At 69.5% G+C, this 19,100-nt stretch carries 21 protein-coding genes and 1 tRNA gene; 11 read left to right on the top strand and 11 right to left on the bottom strand.

Going from position 1 to position 19,100, the window contains the following annotated elements; translation table 11 throughout:
• Positions 1–221 precede the first annotated feature (221 nt).
• The 4 genes from acs (at position 222) to AC5L3X_RS07130 (ending at position 4,294) form a co-directional block, all read left to right on the top strand.
• Positions 222–2,195, top strand: a complete 1,974-nt coding sequence (gene acs / locus AC5L3X_RS07115) for an acetate--CoA ligase (RefSeq protein ID WP_494855869.1) — start codon at positions 222–224, stop codon at positions 2,193–2,195.
• A 308-nt stretch (positions 2,196–2,503) separates the two neighbouring features.
• Positions 2,504–2,944 (top strand): phage holin family protein, encoded by a 441-nt coding sequence (locus tag AC5L3X_RS07120; RefSeq protein ID WP_494855870.1) that lies wholly within the window; start codon positions 2,504–2,506, stop codon positions 2,942–2,944.
• Positions 2,934–3,854 (top strand): alpha/beta fold hydrolase, encoded by a 921-nt coding sequence (locus AC5L3X_RS07125; RefSeq protein ID WP_494855871.1) that lies wholly within the window; start codon positions 2,934–2,936, stop codon positions 3,852–3,854. The genes AC5L3X_RS07120 and AC5L3X_RS07125 overlap by 11 nt, the downstream gene beginning before the upstream one ends.
• Positions 3,851–4,294 carry a DUF309 domain-containing protein gene (locus AC5L3X_RS07130; protein ID WP_494855872.1) on the top strand — a complete coding sequence of 148 codons (444 nt, stop codon included), beginning with the start codon at positions 3,851–3,853 and terminating at the stop codon, positions 4,292–4,294. Before AC5L3X_RS07125 ends, AC5L3X_RS07130 begins: the two co-directional genes overlap by 4 nt.
• Here the strand turns inward: AC5L3X_RS07130 and AC5L3X_RS07135 are convergent.
• On the bottom strand, positions 4,291–5,481 hold the full coding sequence (locus AC5L3X_RS07135) for a MarP family serine protease (RefSeq protein WP_189124837.1): 1,191 nt from the start codon (positions 5,479–5,481) through the stop codon (positions 4,291–4,293). The genes AC5L3X_RS07130 and AC5L3X_RS07135 overlap by 4 nt on opposite strands.
• Positions 5,482–5,563: 82 nt before the next feature.
• Here AC5L3X_RS07135 and AC5L3X_RS07140 point away from each other — a divergent pair, with 82 nt between their 5' ends.
• Complete coding sequence (locus AC5L3X_RS07140; protein WP_189124836.1) at positions 5,564–6,082, top strand: HEAT repeat domain-containing protein; 519 nt, start codon at positions 5,564–5,566, stop codon at positions 6,080–6,082.
• Here the strand turns inward: AC5L3X_RS07140 and AC5L3X_RS07145 are convergent.
• Together AC5L3X_RS07145 and nth are read right to left on the bottom strand one after the other, a co-directional pair.
• On the bottom strand, positions 6,059–6,706 hold the full coding sequence (locus AC5L3X_RS07145; RefSeq protein WP_189124835.1) for an NUDIX hydrolase: 648 nt from the start codon (positions 6,704–6,706) through the stop codon (positions 6,059–6,061). The two genes, AC5L3X_RS07140 and AC5L3X_RS07145, sit on opposite strands and share 24 nt — an antisense overlap.
• A gap of 38 nt (positions 6,707–6,744) precedes the next feature.
• Entirely contained in the window at positions 6,745–7,401 is a 657-nt protein-coding gene (gene nth / locus AC5L3X_RS07150) for an endonuclease III (protein WP_494855874.1), read from the bottom strand.
• Between the two features lie 56 nt (positions 7,402–7,457).
• Here nth and AC5L3X_RS07155 point away from each other — a divergent pair, with 56 nt between their 5' ends.
• On the top strand, positions 7,458–8,189 hold the full coding sequence (locus AC5L3X_RS07155) for a Crp/Fnr family transcriptional regulator (RefSeq protein WP_189124833.1): 732 nt from the start codon (positions 7,458–7,460) through the stop codon (positions 8,187–8,189).
• On the opposite strand, the gene AC5L3X_RS07160 is transcribed toward AC5L3X_RS07155, so the two are convergent.
• Genes AC5L3X_RS07160 through sp36 form a run of 4 tightly spaced genes read right to left on the bottom strand, consistent with a single transcriptional unit; the run spans position 8,171 to position 10,440 of the window.
• Positions 8,171–8,962, bottom strand: coding sequence for an MBL fold metallo-hydrolase (locus tag AC5L3X_RS07160; protein ID WP_494855876.1), 792 nt, complete (start codon positions 8,960–8,962; stop codon positions 8,171–8,173). The two genes, AC5L3X_RS07155 and AC5L3X_RS07160, sit on opposite strands and share 19 nt — an antisense overlap.
• Positions 8,959–9,768, bottom strand: a complete 810-nt coding sequence (locus tag AC5L3X_RS07165; RefSeq protein ID WP_494856240.1) for an NUDIX hydrolase — start codon at positions 9,766–9,768, stop codon at positions 8,959–8,961. The genes AC5L3X_RS07160 and AC5L3X_RS07165 overlap by 4 nt, the downstream gene beginning before the upstream one ends.
• 58 nt (positions 9,769–9,826) lie before the next feature.
• Positions 9,827–10,288 carry a RidA family protein gene (locus AC5L3X_RS07170; protein ID WP_189124831.1) on the bottom strand — a complete coding sequence of 154 codons (462 nt, stop codon included), beginning with the start codon at positions 10,286–10,288 and terminating at the stop codon, positions 9,827–9,829.
• Complete coding sequence (sp36, locus tag AC5L3X_RS07175) at positions 10,285–10,440, bottom strand: Sp36 family protein (protein ID WP_165959776.1); 156 nt, start codon at positions 10,438–10,440, stop codon at positions 10,285–10,287. Before sp36 ends, AC5L3X_RS07170 begins: the two co-directional genes overlap by 4 nt.
• 76 nt (positions 10,441–10,516) lie before the next feature.
• On the opposite strand from sp36, the gene bagA reads away from it, so the two are divergent.
• Together bagA and bagB are read left to right on the top strand one after the other, a co-directional pair.
• Entirely contained in the window at positions 10,517–11,518 is a 1,002-nt protein-coding gene (gene bagA / locus AC5L3X_RS07180) for an ATPase BagA (protein ID WP_494855877.1), read from the top strand.
• Positions 11,515–12,642 carry an ATPase BagB gene (bagB, locus tag AC5L3X_RS07185; RefSeq protein WP_189124829.1) on the top strand — a complete coding sequence of 376 codons (1,128 nt, stop codon included), beginning with the start codon at positions 11,515–11,517 and terminating at the stop codon, positions 12,640–12,642. Before bagA ends, bagB begins: the two co-directional genes overlap by 4 nt.
• Before the next feature lie 43 nt (positions 12,643–12,685).
• On the opposite strand, the gene AC5L3X_RS07190 is transcribed toward bagB, so the two are convergent.
• Positions 12,686–12,982 (bottom strand): WhiB family transcriptional regulator, encoded by a 297-nt coding sequence (locus AC5L3X_RS07190; protein ID WP_148036282.1) that lies wholly within the window; start codon positions 12,980–12,982, stop codon positions 12,686–12,688.
• 277 nt (positions 12,983–13,259) lie between these two features.
• Here AC5L3X_RS07190 and AC5L3X_RS07195 point away from each other — a divergent pair, with 277 nt between their 5' ends.
• Positions 13,260–15,437, top strand: a complete 2,178-nt coding sequence (locus AC5L3X_RS07195) for a transglycosylase domain-containing protein (protein ID WP_494855879.1) — start codon at positions 13,260–13,262, stop codon at positions 15,435–15,437.
• A gap of 42 nt (positions 15,438–15,479) precedes the next feature.
• Here AC5L3X_RS07195 and AC5L3X_RS07200 read toward each other — a convergent pair whose 3' ends face one another.
• Positions 15,480–15,935 carry a GatB/YqeY domain-containing protein gene (locus AC5L3X_RS07200; protein WP_494855880.1) on the bottom strand — a complete coding sequence of 152 codons (456 nt, stop codon included), beginning with the start codon at positions 15,933–15,935 and terminating at the stop codon, positions 15,480–15,482.
• A gap of 89 nt (positions 15,936–16,024) precedes the next feature.
• Here AC5L3X_RS07200 and AC5L3X_RS07205 point away from each other — a divergent pair, with 89 nt between their 5' ends.
• Together AC5L3X_RS07205 and AC5L3X_RS07210 are read left to right on the top strand one after the other, a co-directional pair.
• A complete protein-coding gene (locus AC5L3X_RS07205; RefSeq protein ID WP_494856241.1) occupies positions 16,025–16,888 on the top strand; it encodes a metallophosphoesterase in 864 nt (287 codons plus the stop codon).
• Positions 16,889–16,984: 96 nt separating this feature from the next.
• Positions 16,985–17,058 (top strand) — tRNA-Pro (locus AC5L3X_RS07210).
• 101 nt (positions 17,059–17,159) lie between these two features.
• On the opposite strand, the gene AC5L3X_RS07215 is transcribed toward AC5L3X_RS07210, so the two are convergent.
• Both AC5L3X_RS07215 and AC5L3X_RS07220 read right to left on the bottom strand, forming a co-directional pair.
• Entirely contained in the window at positions 17,160–17,321 is a 162-nt protein-coding gene (locus AC5L3X_RS07215) for a hypothetical protein (RefSeq protein ID WP_494855881.1), read from the bottom strand.
• A 100-nt stretch (positions 17,322–17,421) separates the two neighbouring features.
• A complete protein-coding gene (locus AC5L3X_RS07220; RefSeq protein WP_494855882.1) occupies positions 17,422–18,777 on the bottom strand; it encodes a serine hydrolase domain-containing protein in 1,356 nt (451 codons plus the stop codon).
• Positions 18,778–19,100 lie beyond the last annotated feature (323 nt).

Consider the following 19,100-nt stretch of genomic DNA (forward strand, 5'->3'; position numbering starts at 1 on the left):
AAACCGTCGCCCGCCCCTTCGAGAAGCACGGGAATTGGCGCGTTCCAGGTTAGTTCCATTTCGAACGGACAACAGTTGAATAGCGTTTGTCACGTGATCCGATAAGCGCGCCAACCAGATCATCCGACGGTACAGACCTGTCTAGACCTCTTGTGTGGGGAGGTCGTGAGCTGGTGGAGTGGGACATGACCTACGTAATCTGGCCATAGAAGGAGCACGACGTGGCCCCGGAAACCCCTGGCACCGAGCCGCAGGCCCTGTCCAACCTGCTGCAGGAGAACCGTCGCTTCGCACCCCCGGCCGAGCTGGCGGCGGCCGCGAACGTGACAGAGGCGGCCTATGCCGAGGCGGCCGCCGACCGCCTCGCGTTCTGGGAGGGCGCCGCCGACCGGCTGACCTGGGCCAGACGGTGGGACACCACCCTGGAGTGGAACGCCCCGTTCGCCAAGTGGTTCGTCGGCGGCGAGCTGAACGTCGCGTACAACTGCGTGGACCGCCACGTCGAGGCGGGCCGCGGCGACAAGATCGCCTACCACTGGGAGGGCGAGCCCGAGGGCGACACGCGCACGCTCACCTACGCCGACCTCCAGCGCGAGGTCTGCAAGGCGGCCAACGCGCTGCGCGAGCTGGGCGTCGGCGAGGGCGACCGGGTCGCGATCTACCTGCCGATGATCCCCGAGCTGCCGATCTCCATGCTGGCCTGCGCCCGCATCGGAGCGATCCACTCGGTGGTGTTCGGCGGGTTCTCGGCGACCGCGCTGCAGAACCGCATCGACGACGCCGACGCCAAGCTGGTCATCACCGCCGACGGCGGCTACCGTCGCGGCGCGCCGAGCGCGCTCAAGCCGACCGTGGACGAGGCCGTGGCCCAGTGTCCGCAGGTGCGCAACGTCCTCGTCGTACGAAGGACGGGCCAGGACGTGGCCGTCAGCGACAAGGACATCTGGTGGCACGACCTGGTCGACCGCCAGAGCGACCAGCACACCCCCGAGCCGCACGACGCCGAGCACCCGCTCTACATCCTCTACACCAGCGGCACGACCGGCCGGCCGAAGGGCATCCTGCACACCACCGGCGGCTACCTGACCCAGACGGCCTGGACGCACGACGCGGTCTTCGACCTCAAGCCCGAGACCGACATCTACTGGTGCACGGCCGACATCGGCTGGGTGACCGGGCACTCCTACATCGTGTACGGCCCGCTGGCCAACGGCGCGACGAGCGTCATCTACGAGGGCACTCCCGACACCCCGCACCGGGGCCGGTTCTGGGAGATCGTGCAGAAGTACAAGGTCAGCATCCTCTACACCGCTCCCACGGCGATCCGGACGTTCATGAAGTGGGGCGACGACATCCCCGCCAAGTTCGACATGTCCAGCCTGCGCGTCCTCGGCTCGGTCGGCGAGCCGATCAACCCCGAGGCGTACGTCTGGTACCGCCACAACATCGGCGGCGACCGGTGCCCCGTCGTCGACACCTGGTGGCAGACCGAGACCGGCGCCATCATGATCAGCCCGCTCCCCGGCATCACGCACGGCAAGCCGGGCGCCGCGATGCGCCCGCTGCCCGGCATCAGCGCCGACGTGGTCGACGACCAGGGCAACAGCGTCCCCGACGGCGGCGGCGGCTTCCTGGTGATCCGCGACCCGTGGCCGGCCATGCTCCGCACGATCTGGGGCGACGACCAGCGCTACATCGACACCTACTGGAGCAGGTTCGAGGGGATGTACTTCCCCGGCGACGGCGCCAAGAAGGACGAGGACGGCGACCTGTGGCTGCTCGGCCGCGTCGACGACGTCATGCTCGTCTCCGGCCACAACATCTCCACCACCGAGGTGGAGAGCGCGCTGGTGAGCCATCCGAAGGTGGCCGAGGCGGCCGTCGTGGGGGCCACCGACCCGGTGACCGGCCAGGCCATCGTGTCGTTCGTGATCCTGCGCGGTTCGGCCGAGGAGGGCGACGACATCGCCACCGAGCTGCGCGCCCACGTGGCCAAGACGCTCGGCCCGATCGCCAAGCCGCGCCAGATCCTGATCGTGCCCGAGCTGCCCAAGACCCGCTCGGGCAAGATCATGCGGCGGCTGCTGCGCGACGTGGCGGAGAACCGCAGCATCGGCGACGTGACCACGCTGGCCGACAGCACGGTGATGAACCTCATCTCGGAGAAGCTGCCGAGCGCCAAGTCGGAGGACTGACCTCCGGCAGCGAACAGACCGCTTGTCCCGAAATTTCGGGACAAGCGGTCTGTTCGCGTAGGGGCAGGGCAAAAGCGCACTCCTCCCCTCACGGCGGTATCTTCGTCGATCGGGTAGGTGTGGAAGGGATGCCGGGGATCGCACGCCCGTTCCCCGGCGTATCCGGGGGGCGCCTGACAAGCCCGTACGACCAGGCCCGGCGAGACCGTCCGAGGTAGGGGCGTCGCCGACTCCCGTACGGGTACGCAAGGGGCGCGATGAACTGGATGATGTTTGACACGGCCACCAGGCCTCGATAGGAGACGTTCATGCCGCAGACTCCCGAGGAAGAATCCCTGGGCTCACTGGTCGCCCAGGCGAGCAGCCACATCTCGACCCTGGTCCGCTCCGAGATCGAGCTGGCCAAGGCCGAGTTCAGGTTCGACGCCAAGCGGGTCGGCATGGCGGGCGGGATGTTCGCCGCCGCCGCCTTCATGGCGCACCTGTGCCTGATCCTCGCCTCGTTCACCATCGCCTACGTGCTGGACCAGTGGCTGCCCACCTGGGCGTCCTTCCTCATCGTGACGGTCTTCTACCTGCTGGTCGCGGGCCTGCTCGTGTTCGTCGGGATCCGCCGGCTCAAGGGGCTGTCGGGCATGAAGCGCACCACCCAGTCGATCAGGGACCTCAAGGAGATCGCCTCGCCGGAGGAGCCGACGGCCGGACAGGTCGGTCTGCATCGCGAGCCGGTGAGCCGAGATGGCGCCTGACGAGTCGGTCGTCCAGATCGAGGGCCCCTGGCAGCACCGGCAGGTGCACGCGGGCGGCACCCGCTTCCACGTGGTCGAGGCCGGCGAGGGCCCGCTGGTGCTGTTGCTGCACGGGTTCCCGCAGTTCTGGTGGACCTGGCGCCACCAGCTCGCGTCACTCCCGGCGGCCGGCTACCGGGCGGTGGCGGTCGACCTGCGCGGCTACGGCGGCAGCGACAAGCCGCCGCGCGGCTACGACCTGCCCACGCTGGCGGGCGACGCGACCGGCCTGATCCGGGCGCTCGGCGAGACCGGGGCGATCGTGGTCGGCCACGACTGGGGCGGCCTGCTGGCCTGGACGATGGCGGTGCTCGAACCGAAGAGCGTCTACCGCCTGGTGACGGTCTCGGCGGCGCACCCTCTGCGGCTGCGCAACGCGCTGTTCACCGACCCGTTCGGCCAGTTAAGGGCGAGCTCGCACGCACTGGGCTACCAACTGCCGCTGCTGCCCGAGCACCGGCTCACGCGCGACGGCGCGTCACTGGTCGGCCGGCTGCTCGACCGGTGGTCCGTCCCCGGCTGGCCCGACCAGGAGACGGCCCGCACCTACCGCGAGGCGTTCCGCATCCCGGCCGTGGCCCACTGCGCGCTCGAGTACCACCGCTGGTTCGGCCGCTCGCAGCTCCGGCCCGACGGCCGGCGCTACGCCCGGGCCATGCGCACCGAGATCGAGGCGCCGACCCTGCAACTGCACGGCGCGCTCGATCGCCGCGTGCTGCCGCGCACCGCGCAGGGATCGAGCCGCTACGTCGCCGCCCCCTACCGGTGGAGGCTGATGGAAGGGGCGGGACACTATCCGCATGAGGAGGTGGCCGGGATGTTCGACACGGAGCTGATCGGCTGGCTGTCCGATCCGGAGCCTGACCGATGAGAGACCGCGACCCCGACGGCAGGCCGCGCAGCGCCCGGCCCCGCGACGCCTTCGGCAGGCCGCTGCCTCACGGCGCGCCCGGGGTGGAGCGGGTGCCCGACGACTACGCCCCCACCACCGAGCAGGCGCTGGCCGACGGCCGCCACTTCCTCGCCGCGGGCCTGCCGTTCAACGCGCACGAGGTGTTCGAGGGCCGCTGGAAGTGCGCGCCCGACGACGAACGCGAGCTGTGGCAGGGGCTCGCGCAGATCTGCGTCGGCCTGACCCACCTGCAACGCGGCAACGGGCGCGGGGCCCTCACCCTCTTCGGCCGCGGCGCGGCCCGCGTGCAGGGGTACGGCCTGCCGTACGACGAGGTGGGCCGGGCGGCCTCCGGCCTGAGCGACGACAGCGACCCCGACCAGGCCATCGCGCTGATCCTGGCCGCGCTGCCCGGCTAGTCGCAGTCCTGCGTGCCCGCCGGGGTGGTGTCGTCGCGGCCCTGGTCGGCGTCGGGCTTGACCTCGGCGGCGGTGAGCACGTAGCCCGTCTCCTCCTGGCTGACCGCGGCGGCGAAGATCACGCCGTAGACCTGGCCGTCGACCGTGAGCAGCGGGCCGCCGGAGTTGCCGGGCAGCACCTTGCCGCGGATCGAGTAGACCTGGCGCTCGACGTTGGTGCTGCGGTAGATGTCGGGGCCCTGGGCTTCGAGCCGGCTGCGGATGCGGGCCGGCTCGGCGGTGAAGCCGTGGCCCTTGGGGAACCCGGCGATGATCGCGTTGTCGCCCTTGCCGCCGTCGTTCTTGAAGGTCAGCTGCGGCAGGCCGAGCCCGGGAACGTACAGGACGGCGATGTCGCGCTGCGGGTTGTAGCGCACCACCGTGGCGTTGTGGCGTTTGTTGGTGGAGTCGATGACCTGCAGGTCGCGCGTGACGCCGGCGACCACGTGCGCGTTGGTCATGATGCGGTCCTTGGCGTAGACGAAGCCGGTGCCCTCGATGTGCTTGTTGCAGCTCTCGGCGTTGCCCTGCACCTTGACGATGGCCCGCTGGGCGCGCCCGAGCTTGGCGCCCTGCAGCACGCTGCGCGGCGCGGGCGGCACGTCGACCAGCCGGTCGGCGCCGATGGCGTCGAAGACCGGCGGGAACTCCGAGCGGTCGATGAACTTCTTGAACGGCTGCTGCCAGTTGCGCGCGGCCTGCGGGATGGCGTCGTCGACCGTGGTCAGCAGCATGGAGTTCTTCACCTGCTCGACGAGCGGCGCGAACGACGTCGAAACGATCAGCGACCCGATCAGCCAGGCGATCACGAGCACCGACAGCGCGCTGGCGAACGTGCCGCCGACCGCGTCGGCGACCTTGGCGGGCTCCCACGTCACATGGCTGCGTACGACGGCGCCGATGGTCGAGGAGGCGAACTGGCCGATCGTGGCGGCCAGAAAGACGATCACGATGGCGAGCAGGGCCTGTGGGGTGTCACCGTCGACGACGGCCTTGGAGATCGGCGGCGCGATGAAGACGCCGAGCACCGCCCCGCCCACGAAACCCACGAAGCTCATGACGCCGATGATGAAGCCCTGCCGGTAACCCGAGACGCCGAAGGCGATCACGAGGCCGATCAATATGAGGTCAAGCAGATCACCGCGCACGGTTCAAAGGTAACCAGCGATACGGTCAAGCGTGCACGTCTTCGTCCATGACGGCGTTTCACCGATGACTACCTTGAGCCCTATGTCGCCTACCGAGGGAACAGTGCGCTGCCTCGTCGAGGTGGCTCTGGGCGATCCTGATCCCGACGGTCCGCTGCGCTGGGAGGTGATCTCCGAGCTGCGGCGGCGCGGCGACATGGAGTCGTTCATCGAGGCACGACGGCTGTGCGCGTCGGACGACGTCGGCGAGCGCATGCTCGGGATCGACATCATGGGCATGCTCGGCAGGTTCGTGGACCGCGCGCTGCCCGTGCTGCGCTATCTGGCGGCCAGCGAGGAGGACGCCATGGTGCTCTACGCGGTGCTCATCGCCTTCGGCCATCTGGCCGACCCTCGGTCGCTGCCCTCCGTGATCGACCTGGCCGCCCATGAGGACGCGCGGGTGAGGTATGGCGCCGCCTACGCGCTCCAGCACGTGCTGGGCAACCCGCCCGACCGGGCCGGCCTGGACGCGCTGCGCCGGTTGGCGGCCGACGGCGACGCCGACGTGGCCGGCTGGGCCTCGCTCGGTGTGGCGCTAACCACGGGTGGCGAGTTTTAGCACGTCCGGCGGCAACGGCTCCACCCGCGCCGGGTCCCAGGGCCGCTCCAGCCCGCCCTCGCGCATGACCCGGTCGAGCACCATCGCGGTGAACCCCCACACGAGCATGCCGCGAACCCGGAAGGCCGGCCCCATGAACCCGGCCTGGTGGCGCAGGGTGAACCGGTTGCCCGGATCGACCAGCTCGGCGATCGGCACCCGCTCGACGGAGTCGACCTCGTCGGGCGACGCCGCGTGCACGGCGGACGGCAGGTGCCACCAGCCGACGACCGGGGTGACCCGGTTGTCGCTGCGGCTGACGTAGAGCTCGGGCATCGTGCAGAGGACGCGCACGCCGCGCGGGTCGAGCCCGGTCTCCTCCTCGGCCTCGCGCAGGGCCGCCTCGACCGGGCCGCCGTCGTCGGGGTCGATGCCGCCGCCGGGGAAGGCCGGCTGACCCGCGTGCCTGCGGCCGAGCGTGCTGCGCTGGATGAGCAGCACGTCGGGGCCGAGCGGCCCTTCGCCGAAGAGCATGAGCACCGCCGCCCGTCTGCCGCCCTCGGCGGGCGGGCGCAGGCTCCGGGGAACGGGGAAATGTACGGCTCGCGCCGCCAGTCTGTCGAGCCAGTCAGGGACCACCGTCACGCCATCTCCAACACGCCAGGCCTTCCGGGACTTCCCGGTCAGGAGAAAGGACCCGATCTTACGAGCTTGCGGGCCTCGTCGGCGCTCGTCGGGCCGGTGCCGTAGGAGGGGCAGAGGGTGGCCAGGGGACAGACGCCGCAGGCGGGCCGGCGGGCATGGCAGATGCGGCGGCCGTGCCAGATCACCCGGTGGGAGAAGACCGTCCATTCGCGTTTGGGGATCAGCTCTCCCACGAGGTGCTCGATCTTGACCGGGTCGGTCTCGTCGGTCCAGCCGAAGCGGCGGACCAGCCGCTGGAAGTGGGTGTCGACGGTGAGGCCGGGGACGTCGAACGCGTTGCCGAGCACCACGTTGGCGGTCTTGCGGCCCACGCCGGGGAGGGTGACCAGGTCTTTCAGCTTGGCGGGCACCACACCGCCGTAGCGGTCGCAGACGGCCTGCGCCATGCCGATGATGCTGTTGGTCTTGGCGCGGAAGAAGCCGGTGGACCGGATGATCTCTTCCATCTCGGCTCGGTCTGCCGCCGCATAGTCGGACACGGTGGGGTACTTGGCGAAGAGGGTAGGAGTCACCATATTGACCCGTTTGTCCGTACACTGCGCCGAGAGGATGGTGGCGACCAGCAGCTCAAGGGGGCTGCCGAAGTCAAGCTCGCAATGAGCATCGGGATAGGTTTCCGCCAGAATGCGGTTCATCCGGCGAGCACGCCGCACAAGGGCGAGTCTTGACTCAGTGGGCATTCCCATAGCCTATGTGGGCCGCCTGGGGTGGGGTGAGCCACAATGGCAGCAGAGGAGGCAGAGTGAACACCGAAGATGTGCTGGGCAAGGCCCCCCTGTTCGCCGCGCTCGACCGCGAGAGCGCCGCGGCGCTGCGGACGAGCATCACCGAAGTCCAGCTGTCGAAGGGACAGACGCTCTTCCACGAGAACGAGACCGGAGACCGGCTCTACGTCGTGCTCGAAGGCAAGATCAAACTGTCCCGCCAGTCTCCGGACGGTCGCGAAAACCTTCTCAGCGTCCTCGGTCCGAGCGAGATGTTCGGCGAGCTGTCGTTGTTCGACCCCAGGCCCCGCACCGCCACCGCGACGGCGCTGACCGACGTGCGGCTGGCCGGGCTCGGCCACGACGACCTGCGACCCTGGCTCACCGGCCGCCCCGAGGTGGCGCTCCACCTGCTGCGGGCGCTCGCCCAGCGGCTGCGCCGCACCAACGACGTGCTGGCCGACCTGGTCTTCACGGACGTGCCCGGCCGGGTGGCCAAGCAGCTGCTCGACCTGGCCGAGCGGTTCGGCAGCAAGACCGACGAGGGCACCCGGGTCCATCACGACCTCACTCAGGAGGAGCTGGCCCAGCTGGTGGGCGCCTCGCGCGAGACGGTCAACAAGGCCCTGGCCGACTTCGCGCAACGTGGCTGGCTGCGCATCGAGGCCAAGGCCGTGGTCATCCTCGACATGGACCGGCTCTACAACCGTTCGAGATAGTCGAGCTGGGCCCGCACCGACATCTCGGCGAAGGGCCAGAGCGACCTGTCGACGTCGGCGTAGACGATCTCGACGACCTCTCGGGGCGTCCGCGCGCCCTGCCGCTGGGCGGCCCTGATCTGGTCGAGCCGTACGCGGCGGTGCGCGATGTAGCCGTCCAGCGCGCCGATCGGGTCCGGCAGCACCGGGCCGTGCCCGGGCAGCAGGGCCTCCGCCTCCAGGCTCTCCGCCACGGCCCTCAGCCGGTCGAGAGTGCGCAGGTAGTCGCCCAGGTCGCCGCCGTCGGACGCGATCACGGTGGTGCCCCTGCCGAGCACGGTGTCGCCGGTGAGCATGGCCCGGTCCGCGGGCAGCCAGAAGCAGAGCGAGTCGAACGAGTGGCCCGGCGTGCCGTACACGTGGATCTCGACGCCGCCCGCGGTCACGACGTCGCCCTCGCCCAGCCCCTCCTCGCCCAGCCGGTGCCTCGGGTCGAGGGCCCGCACCGGCGCCCCGACCAGTTCGGCGAACCGTCTGGCGCCGCCGCTGTGGTCGCGGTGGCCGTGGGTGAGCAGGATCCCCGTGACCCGGCGCTCGCCCAGGTGGTCGGCGACCCTGCGCAGGTGGCGCTCGTCGTCGGGGCCCGGGTCGATGACGACGGTCTCCCGGTCGCCGATGATCCACGTGTTGGTGCCGTCGAGCGTCATGGGTGACGGGTTGGGTGCCAGCAGGTTCTCGGCATGGGTCGTACGGGATCCGTCGGGACCGCCCAGAGGGATGTGCAGGCCACTCATGAGGTCACCAGCCGCCACTCGCCGTCGATCTCCAGCACCTTCGGCAGGATCGTGACGATCTCGCGCTCCGCGGCCAGCACCGCCCCCACGCTGTCGTACGCCGTCAGCTCGGTCAGGGTCTGGTGCGTCGGCGGCATCAGGAAGATGGAGCCCTGGCGCGCCAGCTCGATCGCCTCCGCCGGCCGCTGCCAGACGACCTGATCGGCCTCGCCGCCCACGTCACGGGTGCGTTGCCCCTCGGGGAGCACGGCGACGAAGAACCGGGTGTCGAACCTCTTCCGCTCGACCTCCGGGGTGATCCAGTGGGCCCAGGCCTTGAGCAGGTCGGAGCGGAGCACGAGGCCGCGCTTGGCGAGGAAGTCGGCGAAGGCCAGGCTGCGATCGATGAGCGCCAGCCGGTCGGCCTCCCAGTCGTCTCCGGTGGTGTCCGCGACGACGGAGTCGGGGCCGGGACCGGCCAGCAGCACGCCGGACTCCTCGAAGGTCTCGCGCACGGCCGCGCAGACCAGCCCGCGCGCCACCCGCTCGTCGGCGGCCAGGGTCCGGCCCCACTCCGCCGGCGACGGCCCGGCCCAGGCGACGGCGTTGTCGCTGTCGCGCGGGTCCACCGAGCCGCCCGGGAAGACGTACGCGCCCGCCGCGAAGGCCATCGTGGACTTGCGCCTGAGCAGGTAGACCTGGGCGCCGCCGCCAGGCGGCCCCTCGCGCAGGACCGCCACGGTGGCGGAGTCCCGAGCGGGGACCGGTTGGACGCGTCCGGCGATTATGTCCCGTGCCCGTGCGGCGAGCTCGTCTGGGAGCGACAGACCAGTCACAATGACCTCCTTCTAGAACATCACTCGGTCATGGTGACATATCCGACACTCAGCCCACTTCGGCGACTAGCTCCACTTCCACCGGAGCGTCGAGCGGGAGGACCGCCACGCCGACGGCGCTGCGGGCGTGCGAGCCCACCACTGAGCCGAGCACCTCGACCAGGAACTCGCTGGCCCCGTTGGCCACCTGCGGCTGCTGGGTGAAGCCCGGCGCGCTGGCCACGAAGACGACGGCCTTGACGACGCGCTTGACGGCGGCGAGGTCGCCGACCTCCGACTTGAGCGCGGCCAGGGCGTTGAGCGCGCAGAGACGGGCCATCTCCTTGCCCTCGTCGGCGCTCACCTCGGCGCCCAGCTTGCCGGTCAGGGGCAGCTTGCCGTCGACCATCGGGAGCTGCCCCGAGGTGTAGACGAGGTCACCGGTGCGGACGACGGGCACGTACGCGGCGAGCGGTGCGACCACCGCCGGCAGGGTCAGGCCCAGCTCGGCCAGCTTCTCCTCCGGAGTCACTGCTTCTCCCTCTTGAAGTAGGCGACCAGCTGCTCGGGCGTGGCGCCCTGCAGGATCTGGACCAGCTCCCAGCCGTCGGCGCCGAAATTATCCAAGATCATTTTTGTGTTGTGGATGAGCACGGGTGCCGTGAGGTACTCCCATTTCTTCATGGGGATCAGCGTAGTGTGAGCTATGTCAAGGCTGCCCGTCGACTTACGTCGAGTGACCGTTCGGTAGCCTCGAATCGTGGAGTCTCTGGACACCGATTGGGACGGCGTGCGCCTGCACGTCGTCACCGGCAAGGGCGGCACCGGCAAGACGACGGTCGCCGCCGCTCTCGCTCTCGCGCTGGCGTCGGGCGGGCGTAAGGTGCTGCTCGTCGAGGTCGAGGGCCGGCAGGGCATCGCGCAGATCTTCGACCTGCCGCCCCTGCCCTACGAGGAGCGCCGCATCGCGGTGGCGCCGGACGGCGGTGACGTCTACGCGCTGTCCGTCGATCCCGAAGAGGCCATGCTCGAATACATGGAGATGTTCTACGGGATGCGCCGCGCGGGCCGGGCGCTGACCAAGATGGGCATCGTCGACTTCGCCACCACCGTCGCCCCCGGCTTTCGCGACGTGCTCGTCACGGGCAAGACGACCGAGGCCGTGCGCAGGCGCGACAAGCGGGGCAAACGGGTCTACGACGCGGTCGTGCTCGACGCCCCGCCGACCGGTCGCATCGCGCGCTTCCTCAACGTCACCCAGGAGGTGGCGGGCCTGGCCAAGGTGGGGCCGATCAAGAACCACTCCGAGCTGGTCAACGGGGTCGTGAAGTCTCCCGAGACGGCCGTGCACTTCGTCACGGTGCTCGAGGAGATGCCGGTGCAGGAGACGCTCGACGGCATCGCCGAGCTGGCCGAGGCGGGCCTGCCGGCCGGCGGGATCTTCATCAACATGGTCCGCGAGTCGCAGCTCCCGCGGTCCGTCCTCGACCTGGCGGTCAAGGGCCGCTTCGACCCGGCCGAGCTCGCGCTGGGGCTCAAGACCGCCGGTCTGGCCGACGGCTCCGACGCCTCCGCGATGGCCGAGGCGCTGGCCGAGGAGATCGCTGAGCACGCCCGCCGCGCCGAGCTGGAAAACTCCGAGCGCGAGTCCCTGGCCGAGGCGCCGTTGCCGCGGTACGAGCTGCCGCTGCTGGCCGACGGCGTCGATCTGGCCGGGCTCTACGAGCTGGCCGAGACCATCCGCACCCAGGGAGCCGCGTGAAGAAGCCCCCCGTTCTCGACATCGACGCGATCCTCGACGACAAGGGCACCCGGATCATCGTCTGCTGCGGCGCGGGCGGCGTGGGCAAGACCACCACGGCCGCCGCGCTCGGACTGCGGGCCGCCGAGCGCGGCAGGTGCGCGGTCGTGCTGACCGTCGACCCGGCCAGGCGGCTGGCCCAGTCGATGGGTCTCAGCGAGCTCGACAACACGCCCAGGCTGATCAGCTCGCCCGAGGGCGGCGGGCAGTTGTTCGCGATGATGCTCGACATGAAGCGCACGTTCGACGAGATCATCGAGGCCCACGCCGATCCGGTGCGCGCCCGGCAGATCCTGTCCAACCCCTTCTACCAGTCGCTGTCGTCGAGCTTCTCCGGCACCCAGGAGTACATGGCCATGGAGAAGCTCGGCCAGCTCCGCCGGTCGGACGAGTGGGATCTGATCATCGTCGACACGCCCCCCTCGCGCTCGGCGCTCGACTTCCTCGACGCGCCCGAACGGCTCGGCCGCTTCCTCGACGGCAGGTTCATCCGGTTGCTGACCGCCCCGGCCAAGGCCGGCGGACGCAGCGCGTTCCGGCTGCTCAACGCGGGGTTCGGGCTGGTCGCGGGCGCGATGACCAAGCTCCTGGGCGCGCAGGTGCTGAAGGACCTGCAGACGTTCGTGTCGGCCCTCGACGCCGTCTTCGGCGGGTTCCGGCAGCGCGCGGAGATGACGTACAAGCTGCTGCAGGCGCCCGGCACCGCGTTCCTGGTGGTGGCCGCGCCCGAGCGCGACGCGATGCGCGAGGCCTCCTACTTCGTCGAACGGCTCGCCGAAGAGCGCATGCCGCTCGCGGGGCTGGTGGTCAACCGGGTGCACGAGTCACCCGTCACGAAGCTCTCAGCCGCACGGAGCGCCGCCGCGGCCGAGGAGCTGGAGTCTCGGGGCGAGCACGAGCTGACCGCCGCCGTGCTGCGGCTGCACGCCGGTCGGATGCAACTCGCGGCCCGCGAGCACCGAGAGCAGGAGCACTTCGTCACGGCACATCCCACCGTGCCGGTGGCACAGGTGCGCGCGATGTCGGAGGACGTCCACGACCTGGCAGGTCTGCGCGAGATCGGGGAGCTCCTGGCGAGCGCATGAGAGTACGGCCGGCGAGGTCGCCGGCCGTACGCTCCGGGCTGGATCAGCCCGCGATCAGCTCGTTGGTCCGTTCGTACTCTTCTTTGGCGGACTCGAGCAGCTCACGCCACGAGTCCACGTCCGGTCGCCGCCTCAGGAGAGCCCGGCGCTCACGTTCGGTCATACCGCCCCACACCCCGAACTCGATGCGGTTGTCCAGCGCATCGGCGAGGCATTCGGTACGGACCGGGCATCCTCGGCAGATCAGCTTTGCCCTGTTTTGGGCGGCACCCTGGACGAACAGCGCGTCCGGGTCCGCACCCCGACAGGCGGCACGGGAGGTCCAATCCGTGATCCACATTTCGACCCCACTCCCCTTAGGTGGTCAGTCGTCATTTGGGGCCGACGGGCGCGGGCGCCGAGCCTCCGTATTCAGTTGCCGCAGAGGAGAACGTACGCAACTAGACGTTCGGGCCGACAGACCCCAGAGGACCAATTTCTAGGTGGAGTGTTGACCGGGAATGACTAGTCACCCCCGTCAGTCAAGGCGAAATGGTGACGAGTTGCCGATAAGGTCACTCTTTCGACGTACCCTGGTCCTTGTGCAAGCTCAGGGCAAAGATCGATCATCAGCGTTCTTGAACGTCACGCGGCTGATCGCCGCGGGTGTGGCCGCAGGGGTGCTGACGGCCGCCGTGGCACTGCCCGCCGTCGGCGGTGCGGGCGTCACCGCGAAGTCCGCGATGGAGGGGATCAACCTCAAACCGGAGGAGCTCAACGAGCCTCCGCTGCCCGAGCGCACAGTGCTCCAGGACGCCAACGGCAAGCAGATCGCGCAGTTCTACTACGAGAACCGCCAGTCGGTGGAGCTCGACAAGGTCGCTCCGATCATGCAGACGGCGCTGATCTCGATCGAGGACTTCCGCTACTACCAGCACGGACCGATCGACATCGAGGGCACCGCCCGAGCCCTGGTCAAGAACCTGACCACCGGCGGCGTGACGCAGGGCGGATCCTCGATCACCCAGCAGTACGTCAAGCAGGTGCTGGTCAACGCCGCGGAGACGCCCGAGGAGCAGCAGGCGGCCATCGCGCCGACCGTCTCCCGCAAGCTCAACGAGCTGCGCTACGCCATGGCCATGGAGAAGAAGTACTCCAAGGACCAGATCCTGGAGAAGTACCTCAACATCGCCTACTTCGGCGCCGGCGCCCACGGCATCCAGGCCGCGGCCAAGCGCTTCTTCGCCAAGCCCGCCTCCGAGCTCAACCTCGTCGAGGCGGCCACGCTCGCCGGAGCCGTCCAGAACCCCGCGCGCACCGACCCCAACGTGAACAAGAAGTCCCGGGCCGCGCTGCTCGAACGGCGCAACGTCGTGCTCGACCGGATGGCCGAGCTCGGCAAGATCACGCCGCAGGAGGCGACCGAGGCCAAGGCCAAGAAGCTCGGCTTCAAGGACGTCAAGGTGCCCGGCGGCTGCGAGGTCAGTAAATACCCGTACTTCTGCCTCTACGTCCAGAACGAGATCCTCACCAACCAGGAGTTCGGCAAGACTCCGAAGGAGCGACTGCGCCTGCTCCAGCGCGGCGGTCTGACGATCAAGACCACGATCGACCCGAAGATGCAGGCCGCCGCCGACAAGGCGATCAAGAAGTACGTCAGCACCAAGGACAAGCCGGTCGCCGCGCAGGCGATGATCGTGCCGGGCACCGGCGAGATCAAGGCCATGGCCGCCTCCCGCAAGTTCGGCGGCAACAAGAAGAAGAACGAGATCAGCTACAACGTCGTCGCCGACGCCAAGCACGGGGGTGGCAGCGGCTTCCAGCAGGGCTCCACCGCCAAGCCGTACACCCTCGCCGCCGCGCTGGAGGAGGGGATGAAGTACAACGACGGCTTCCCCTCGCCCGCCGGCTACACCGCGGCCAGCTACGGCTCCTTCCGCGACTGCAAGGGCAACCGGGTCGGCGACCCCACCCACGAGGTGCGCAACTCCAGTGAGGGCGGCGGCGGCTTCAAGACCCTGCAGTCCGGCACCTGGGGTTCGGTCAACACGTTCTTCCTGAAGCTCGAGGAGCGGGTCACCCTCTGCAAGGTGGTCAAGCTGGCCAAGCGCCTCGGGCTCAAGCGGGCAGACGGCGGAAAGCTCCGCGAGGTCGAGACGTTCACGCTCGGCGTCAACGAGGTCGACCCGGTCACGGTGGCCAACACCTACGCCGTCTTCGCCTCCCGCGGCCAGTACTGCACACCGCTGGCGATCACCGAGATCAAGGATCGCAACGGCAAGGCCAAGCAGTTCAAGCCCAAGTGCTCGAAGGTCATGGACCCCGAGGTCGCCGACGCGGTCAGCGGCATCCTGTCCGGCGTCTTCACCAAGGGCACGATGACCGGGGTGGGCGGCATCGGCCGTGACGCGGCGGGCAAGACCGGCACCACCGACGGCTACACGGCCGCCTGGTTCGCCGGCTACACCCCCAACCTTGCGTCCGCGGTCAGCCTCGGCGACCCGCGCGGCGCGTTCGGCCATGACCTGACCAACGTCGTCATCAAGGGGCGCCACTATGACTACGTCTACGGCGCGACCATCTCCGGGGCCGTCTGGAAATACTCGATGATCGACGCGCTGAAGGGCATCGAACCCGTCAAGTTCACCCCGGTCAACCAGGCACGCTTCGGCGGCTGCACCGACGTCTGCGCGCCCAAGCCCAAGAAGAAGCGCGAGGACGGCGGGCCCGACCTCATGGACCAGCTCAACGACCAGTTCGACCTGAACGACGACAACCCGTTCGAGCGCGGCAACCGCGGCCGGGGCCGCGGCTGACCCCCGCGAGGCCTCCGCGGCGACGCGGAGGCCCCACCGGCATTAACCGGAGAGCCGCGCGCGGACGGCCGCGGCGACCCGTCCCCCTTCGGCCCGGCCCGCGACCTTGGGGTTGACGACCTTCATGACCTGCCCCATGGCCTGCGGGCCGGAGGCGCCGGTCTCGGCGACCGCCTCGTCCACGAGCCGCCCCAGCTCCTCGTCGGACAGCTGCGCCGGAAGGTACTCCTCCAGCACGGCCTGCTCGTCGAGCTCCGCCTGGGCCTGCTCGGCGCGCCCGGCGTTGCCGAACGCCTCGGCCGCCTCGCGCCGCTTCTTGGCCTCCTTGGTCAGCACCTTGATGACCTCGTCGTCGGAGAGCTCGCGGGCCTGCTTTCCGGCGACCTCCTCCACGTTCACCGCGGACAGTGCCATGCGGATAGTCCGGAGACGTACCTCGTCCCGGTTCTTCAGCGAAGCCGTCAGATCGGCCTTCAGCTTGTCTTTCAATGCACTCATGCGGTCCATCTTGCCGTCTGGGCGAACGGCTCGCGCCGGATGTCGGGCATCATGAGTACGTGAGGAAAGCCGTCGCGGTGCCACTGTCCATGCTCGGTCTCGGCCTGGCCGGGGTCGGCTACGCCTCGGTCGTCGAGCGCAACTCGTTCCGGCTGCGCCGCTTCGACGTGCCGGTCCTGGAGCGCGGGCAGCGTCCCGTACGCATCCTGCACCTGTCCGACCTGCACCTGACGCCCCGGCGCAGCATGCTGATCAACTGGGTCCGCTCGCTCGGCGCCCTGCGGCCCGACCTGGTCGTCAACACGGGCGACTCCATCGCCCACCCTGACGCCGTTCCCTCGCTCCTGCACGCCCTGGAGCCGCTGCTCTCGCGCCCCGGCCTGTTCGTGTACGGGTCCAACGACCTCTACGCCCCCAAGCCGAAGAACCCCTTCCGCTACCTGTGGCGCACCTCCAAGAGCGAACGCCGCCAGCACATCCCCACGCTCCCGTGGGAGGAGCTCGGCGCGGGCATGGCGGCCGAGGGCTGGCTCGACATGAACAACACCACCGCCCGCGTCAAGGTCGGCGACCTCGACGTGGCCGTGGCCGGCATCCACGACTCCCACATCGACCGCGACCGCTACGACCTCGTCGCCGGTCCCGCTCCCGCCGACGCCGACCTCCGGCTCGGCGTCATGCACTCCCCCGAGCCCCGCAACATGACCCGCTTCGCCGCCGACGGCTACCAGCTCCTGCTGGCCGGCCACACGCACGGCGGGCAGCTCTGCATCCCGTTCTACGGCGCCCTCGTCACCAACTGCGGCATCGATCGGGCCCGTGTGAAGGGGCTGAGCCGCCACGACGCCGCCTGGCTGCACGTCTCGGCCGGCCTCGGCACCTCCCCGTACGCCCCGGCCCGGTTCGCCTGCTTCCCGGAGGCCACGCTGCTCACGCTGCTTCCCCGGCGCTGAGGCGGGCGGACGGCAGGGCGGACGCGGGGCGGACGCGGTCACAAGCGCCCTCGAAGTCCGCTAGACTTTCCCAAGCACGTGCAAGACGGCGTGCACCGGGGTGTAGCGCAGCTTGGCAGCGCGCTTCGTTCGGGACGAAGAGGTCGTGGGTTCAAATCCCGCCACCCCGACGCCGTTTGACCAGGTAGAGGGCTTGATCCGCTCAGCGGGTCAGGCCCTTTTCCGTTTCTGGAGTCGATAGGAGCCAATCGGGGAGTCATTCCACTCGGACTCAACCCGTCGGCTTGTCGCCGCCGAAGATCGTGTTCATGGTGTGGGCGCCCTTGGTGATCAGCGGCTTGAGCTGGTGCCGATAGACCGCTTCCGTGATGCTGGTGCCGGCGTGCCCGACGGCATGGGCGATGGTCTCGATGGGTACGCCCTGGTCACTCATGATGTGCTACCGCTGACCGTTGTGGTGTCCGCTGGACAAGGGCTACGACTACTGGGCCAGCCCGGCGCCGGGCATCACGGAATGCCCTGGTCGCCATCACCTAGGCGACGTCGGGCCGGGTCATCAGTGGCGACCGCAGATGCAACTCCAGGCTGGGGCTGGTCAGGGGCACGGTGCTCCACGTCGCCACCGCTGTCCCCGCGTCGGGGTCGAGCACCAGCCGGACTCGGTGCGGGGTGGTGATGACGTAGAGGTCGGCGACGAACGTGTCGCCCTGCCAGGCGCCGACGGCAACGACCGGGCGGCCGAGCGGCGAGCTTTCCCGCCATTCGCCGTAGCCGACGGCGACCTTGAGGGACGACCCGAGTCGCAGGTGCCATCCGCCGTCCACCGGCTCGACGGCCACCGTGGTGCCGTCGGGCAGGGCCGAATCCTCGGCGGAGGCGTCGATCCTCGCCGCACCGGAACGGGAAGGGGCCGCCGACCCCGGCACCGGCACGAGTGACAGCCGCCGCAGTCGATCGGCGAGGATCTCGTCGTCCCGGGCGCTTCCCGCGTCATCCAGGCCGGGCAGCAGGCAGTCCCAAAAGACGCTGGGCAGTGCGTGTGTCTGCTCGACGGCGGCGGTCACGACGACCACAAGATCATGAGACGGGACGACCACGCATTGCTGGCCGAAGGCGCCGTTACCGTGGTAACCGTGACGCGACATCCAGAACTGGTAGCCGTACCCGCAAAGAAAGTCGGGGTTAGGCGAGTCGTCCTCAAGTTGCCGGGTCTCGATGTGCCGTTTGGTCGCGAGTTCCACCCATTCGCGCGGGATGAGCCGGCGATCGTCCCAGACGCCTCCGCGCAGCAGCAACTCGCCGAAAGCGGCGACGGCCTCGGTCGTGAGGTGCAGCCCGTGGAATCCGAAGGCGGCACCGCTCGCCACCCGATCCCATTCGGCGTGGTCGACGCCCATCGGCTGGAACAGGCGGTCGTCGAGCAGCTCCGGCAGGTCGCGGCCGGTGACTCGTTCCACCATCCGGGCCAGGACGAAAGTGGTCGCGTTGTCGTAGGTGTGCAGGATTCCCTCAGGCTCGGAGAATGGTACGCGCAGGAAGCCCTTCACCAGGTCGTCCGGTTCCAGCTGCCAGGCCTCGGCGAGGCTGTCCGTGCTGTGCCCGGCCGTCATGGACAGCAGGTGGTGCACGGTGATGCGGCGTCCCTGCTCGGAGATGTCGGCCGGAACGTGGTCGGGCAACACGTCCACCACCCGGTCGTTCAGCGAGAGCCGCCCGTCGGCGATCGCGAGCCCCACCGCGACCGAGGTGAACGACTTGGTCAGCGAATAGAGCAGATGCGGACGCTCGGCCGAGTATGGCGCCCACCAGCCCTCGGCCACGACGTGACCGTGGCGTACGACCATGATGGAGTGGCACTCGACGGATTGTGCGTCGAGCTGGTCCAGCACCGCAGCGATCGAACGGGACGAGACCCCTAAAGCCGCCGGTGTCGAGCGCGGTAGCAAGGCCGGCTGAGGACGCATACGGGCACCCTAACAAGGCGGACTGCCCGATTTTCCGGAATTTCGCCCACGCCGGCCGGGCGACGACCTGACGCCCCGCCCCGGTGAGCAAATAATGGCAACATCTCCAGCGATCCGGGAAGGCGACTTCTGGTTGCCGGGCGACGAGTATCCGCCACGCTCACCTGGGATTTCAACGCCGCAGTATCGTGATTGCGAAGCCCCCGCCGCGTCCGCCCGCAGATAAGATGTCGCCGCACTCCGACGGC

The sequence above is a fragment of the Nonomuraea sp. CX421 genome, from assembly GCF_059358955.1.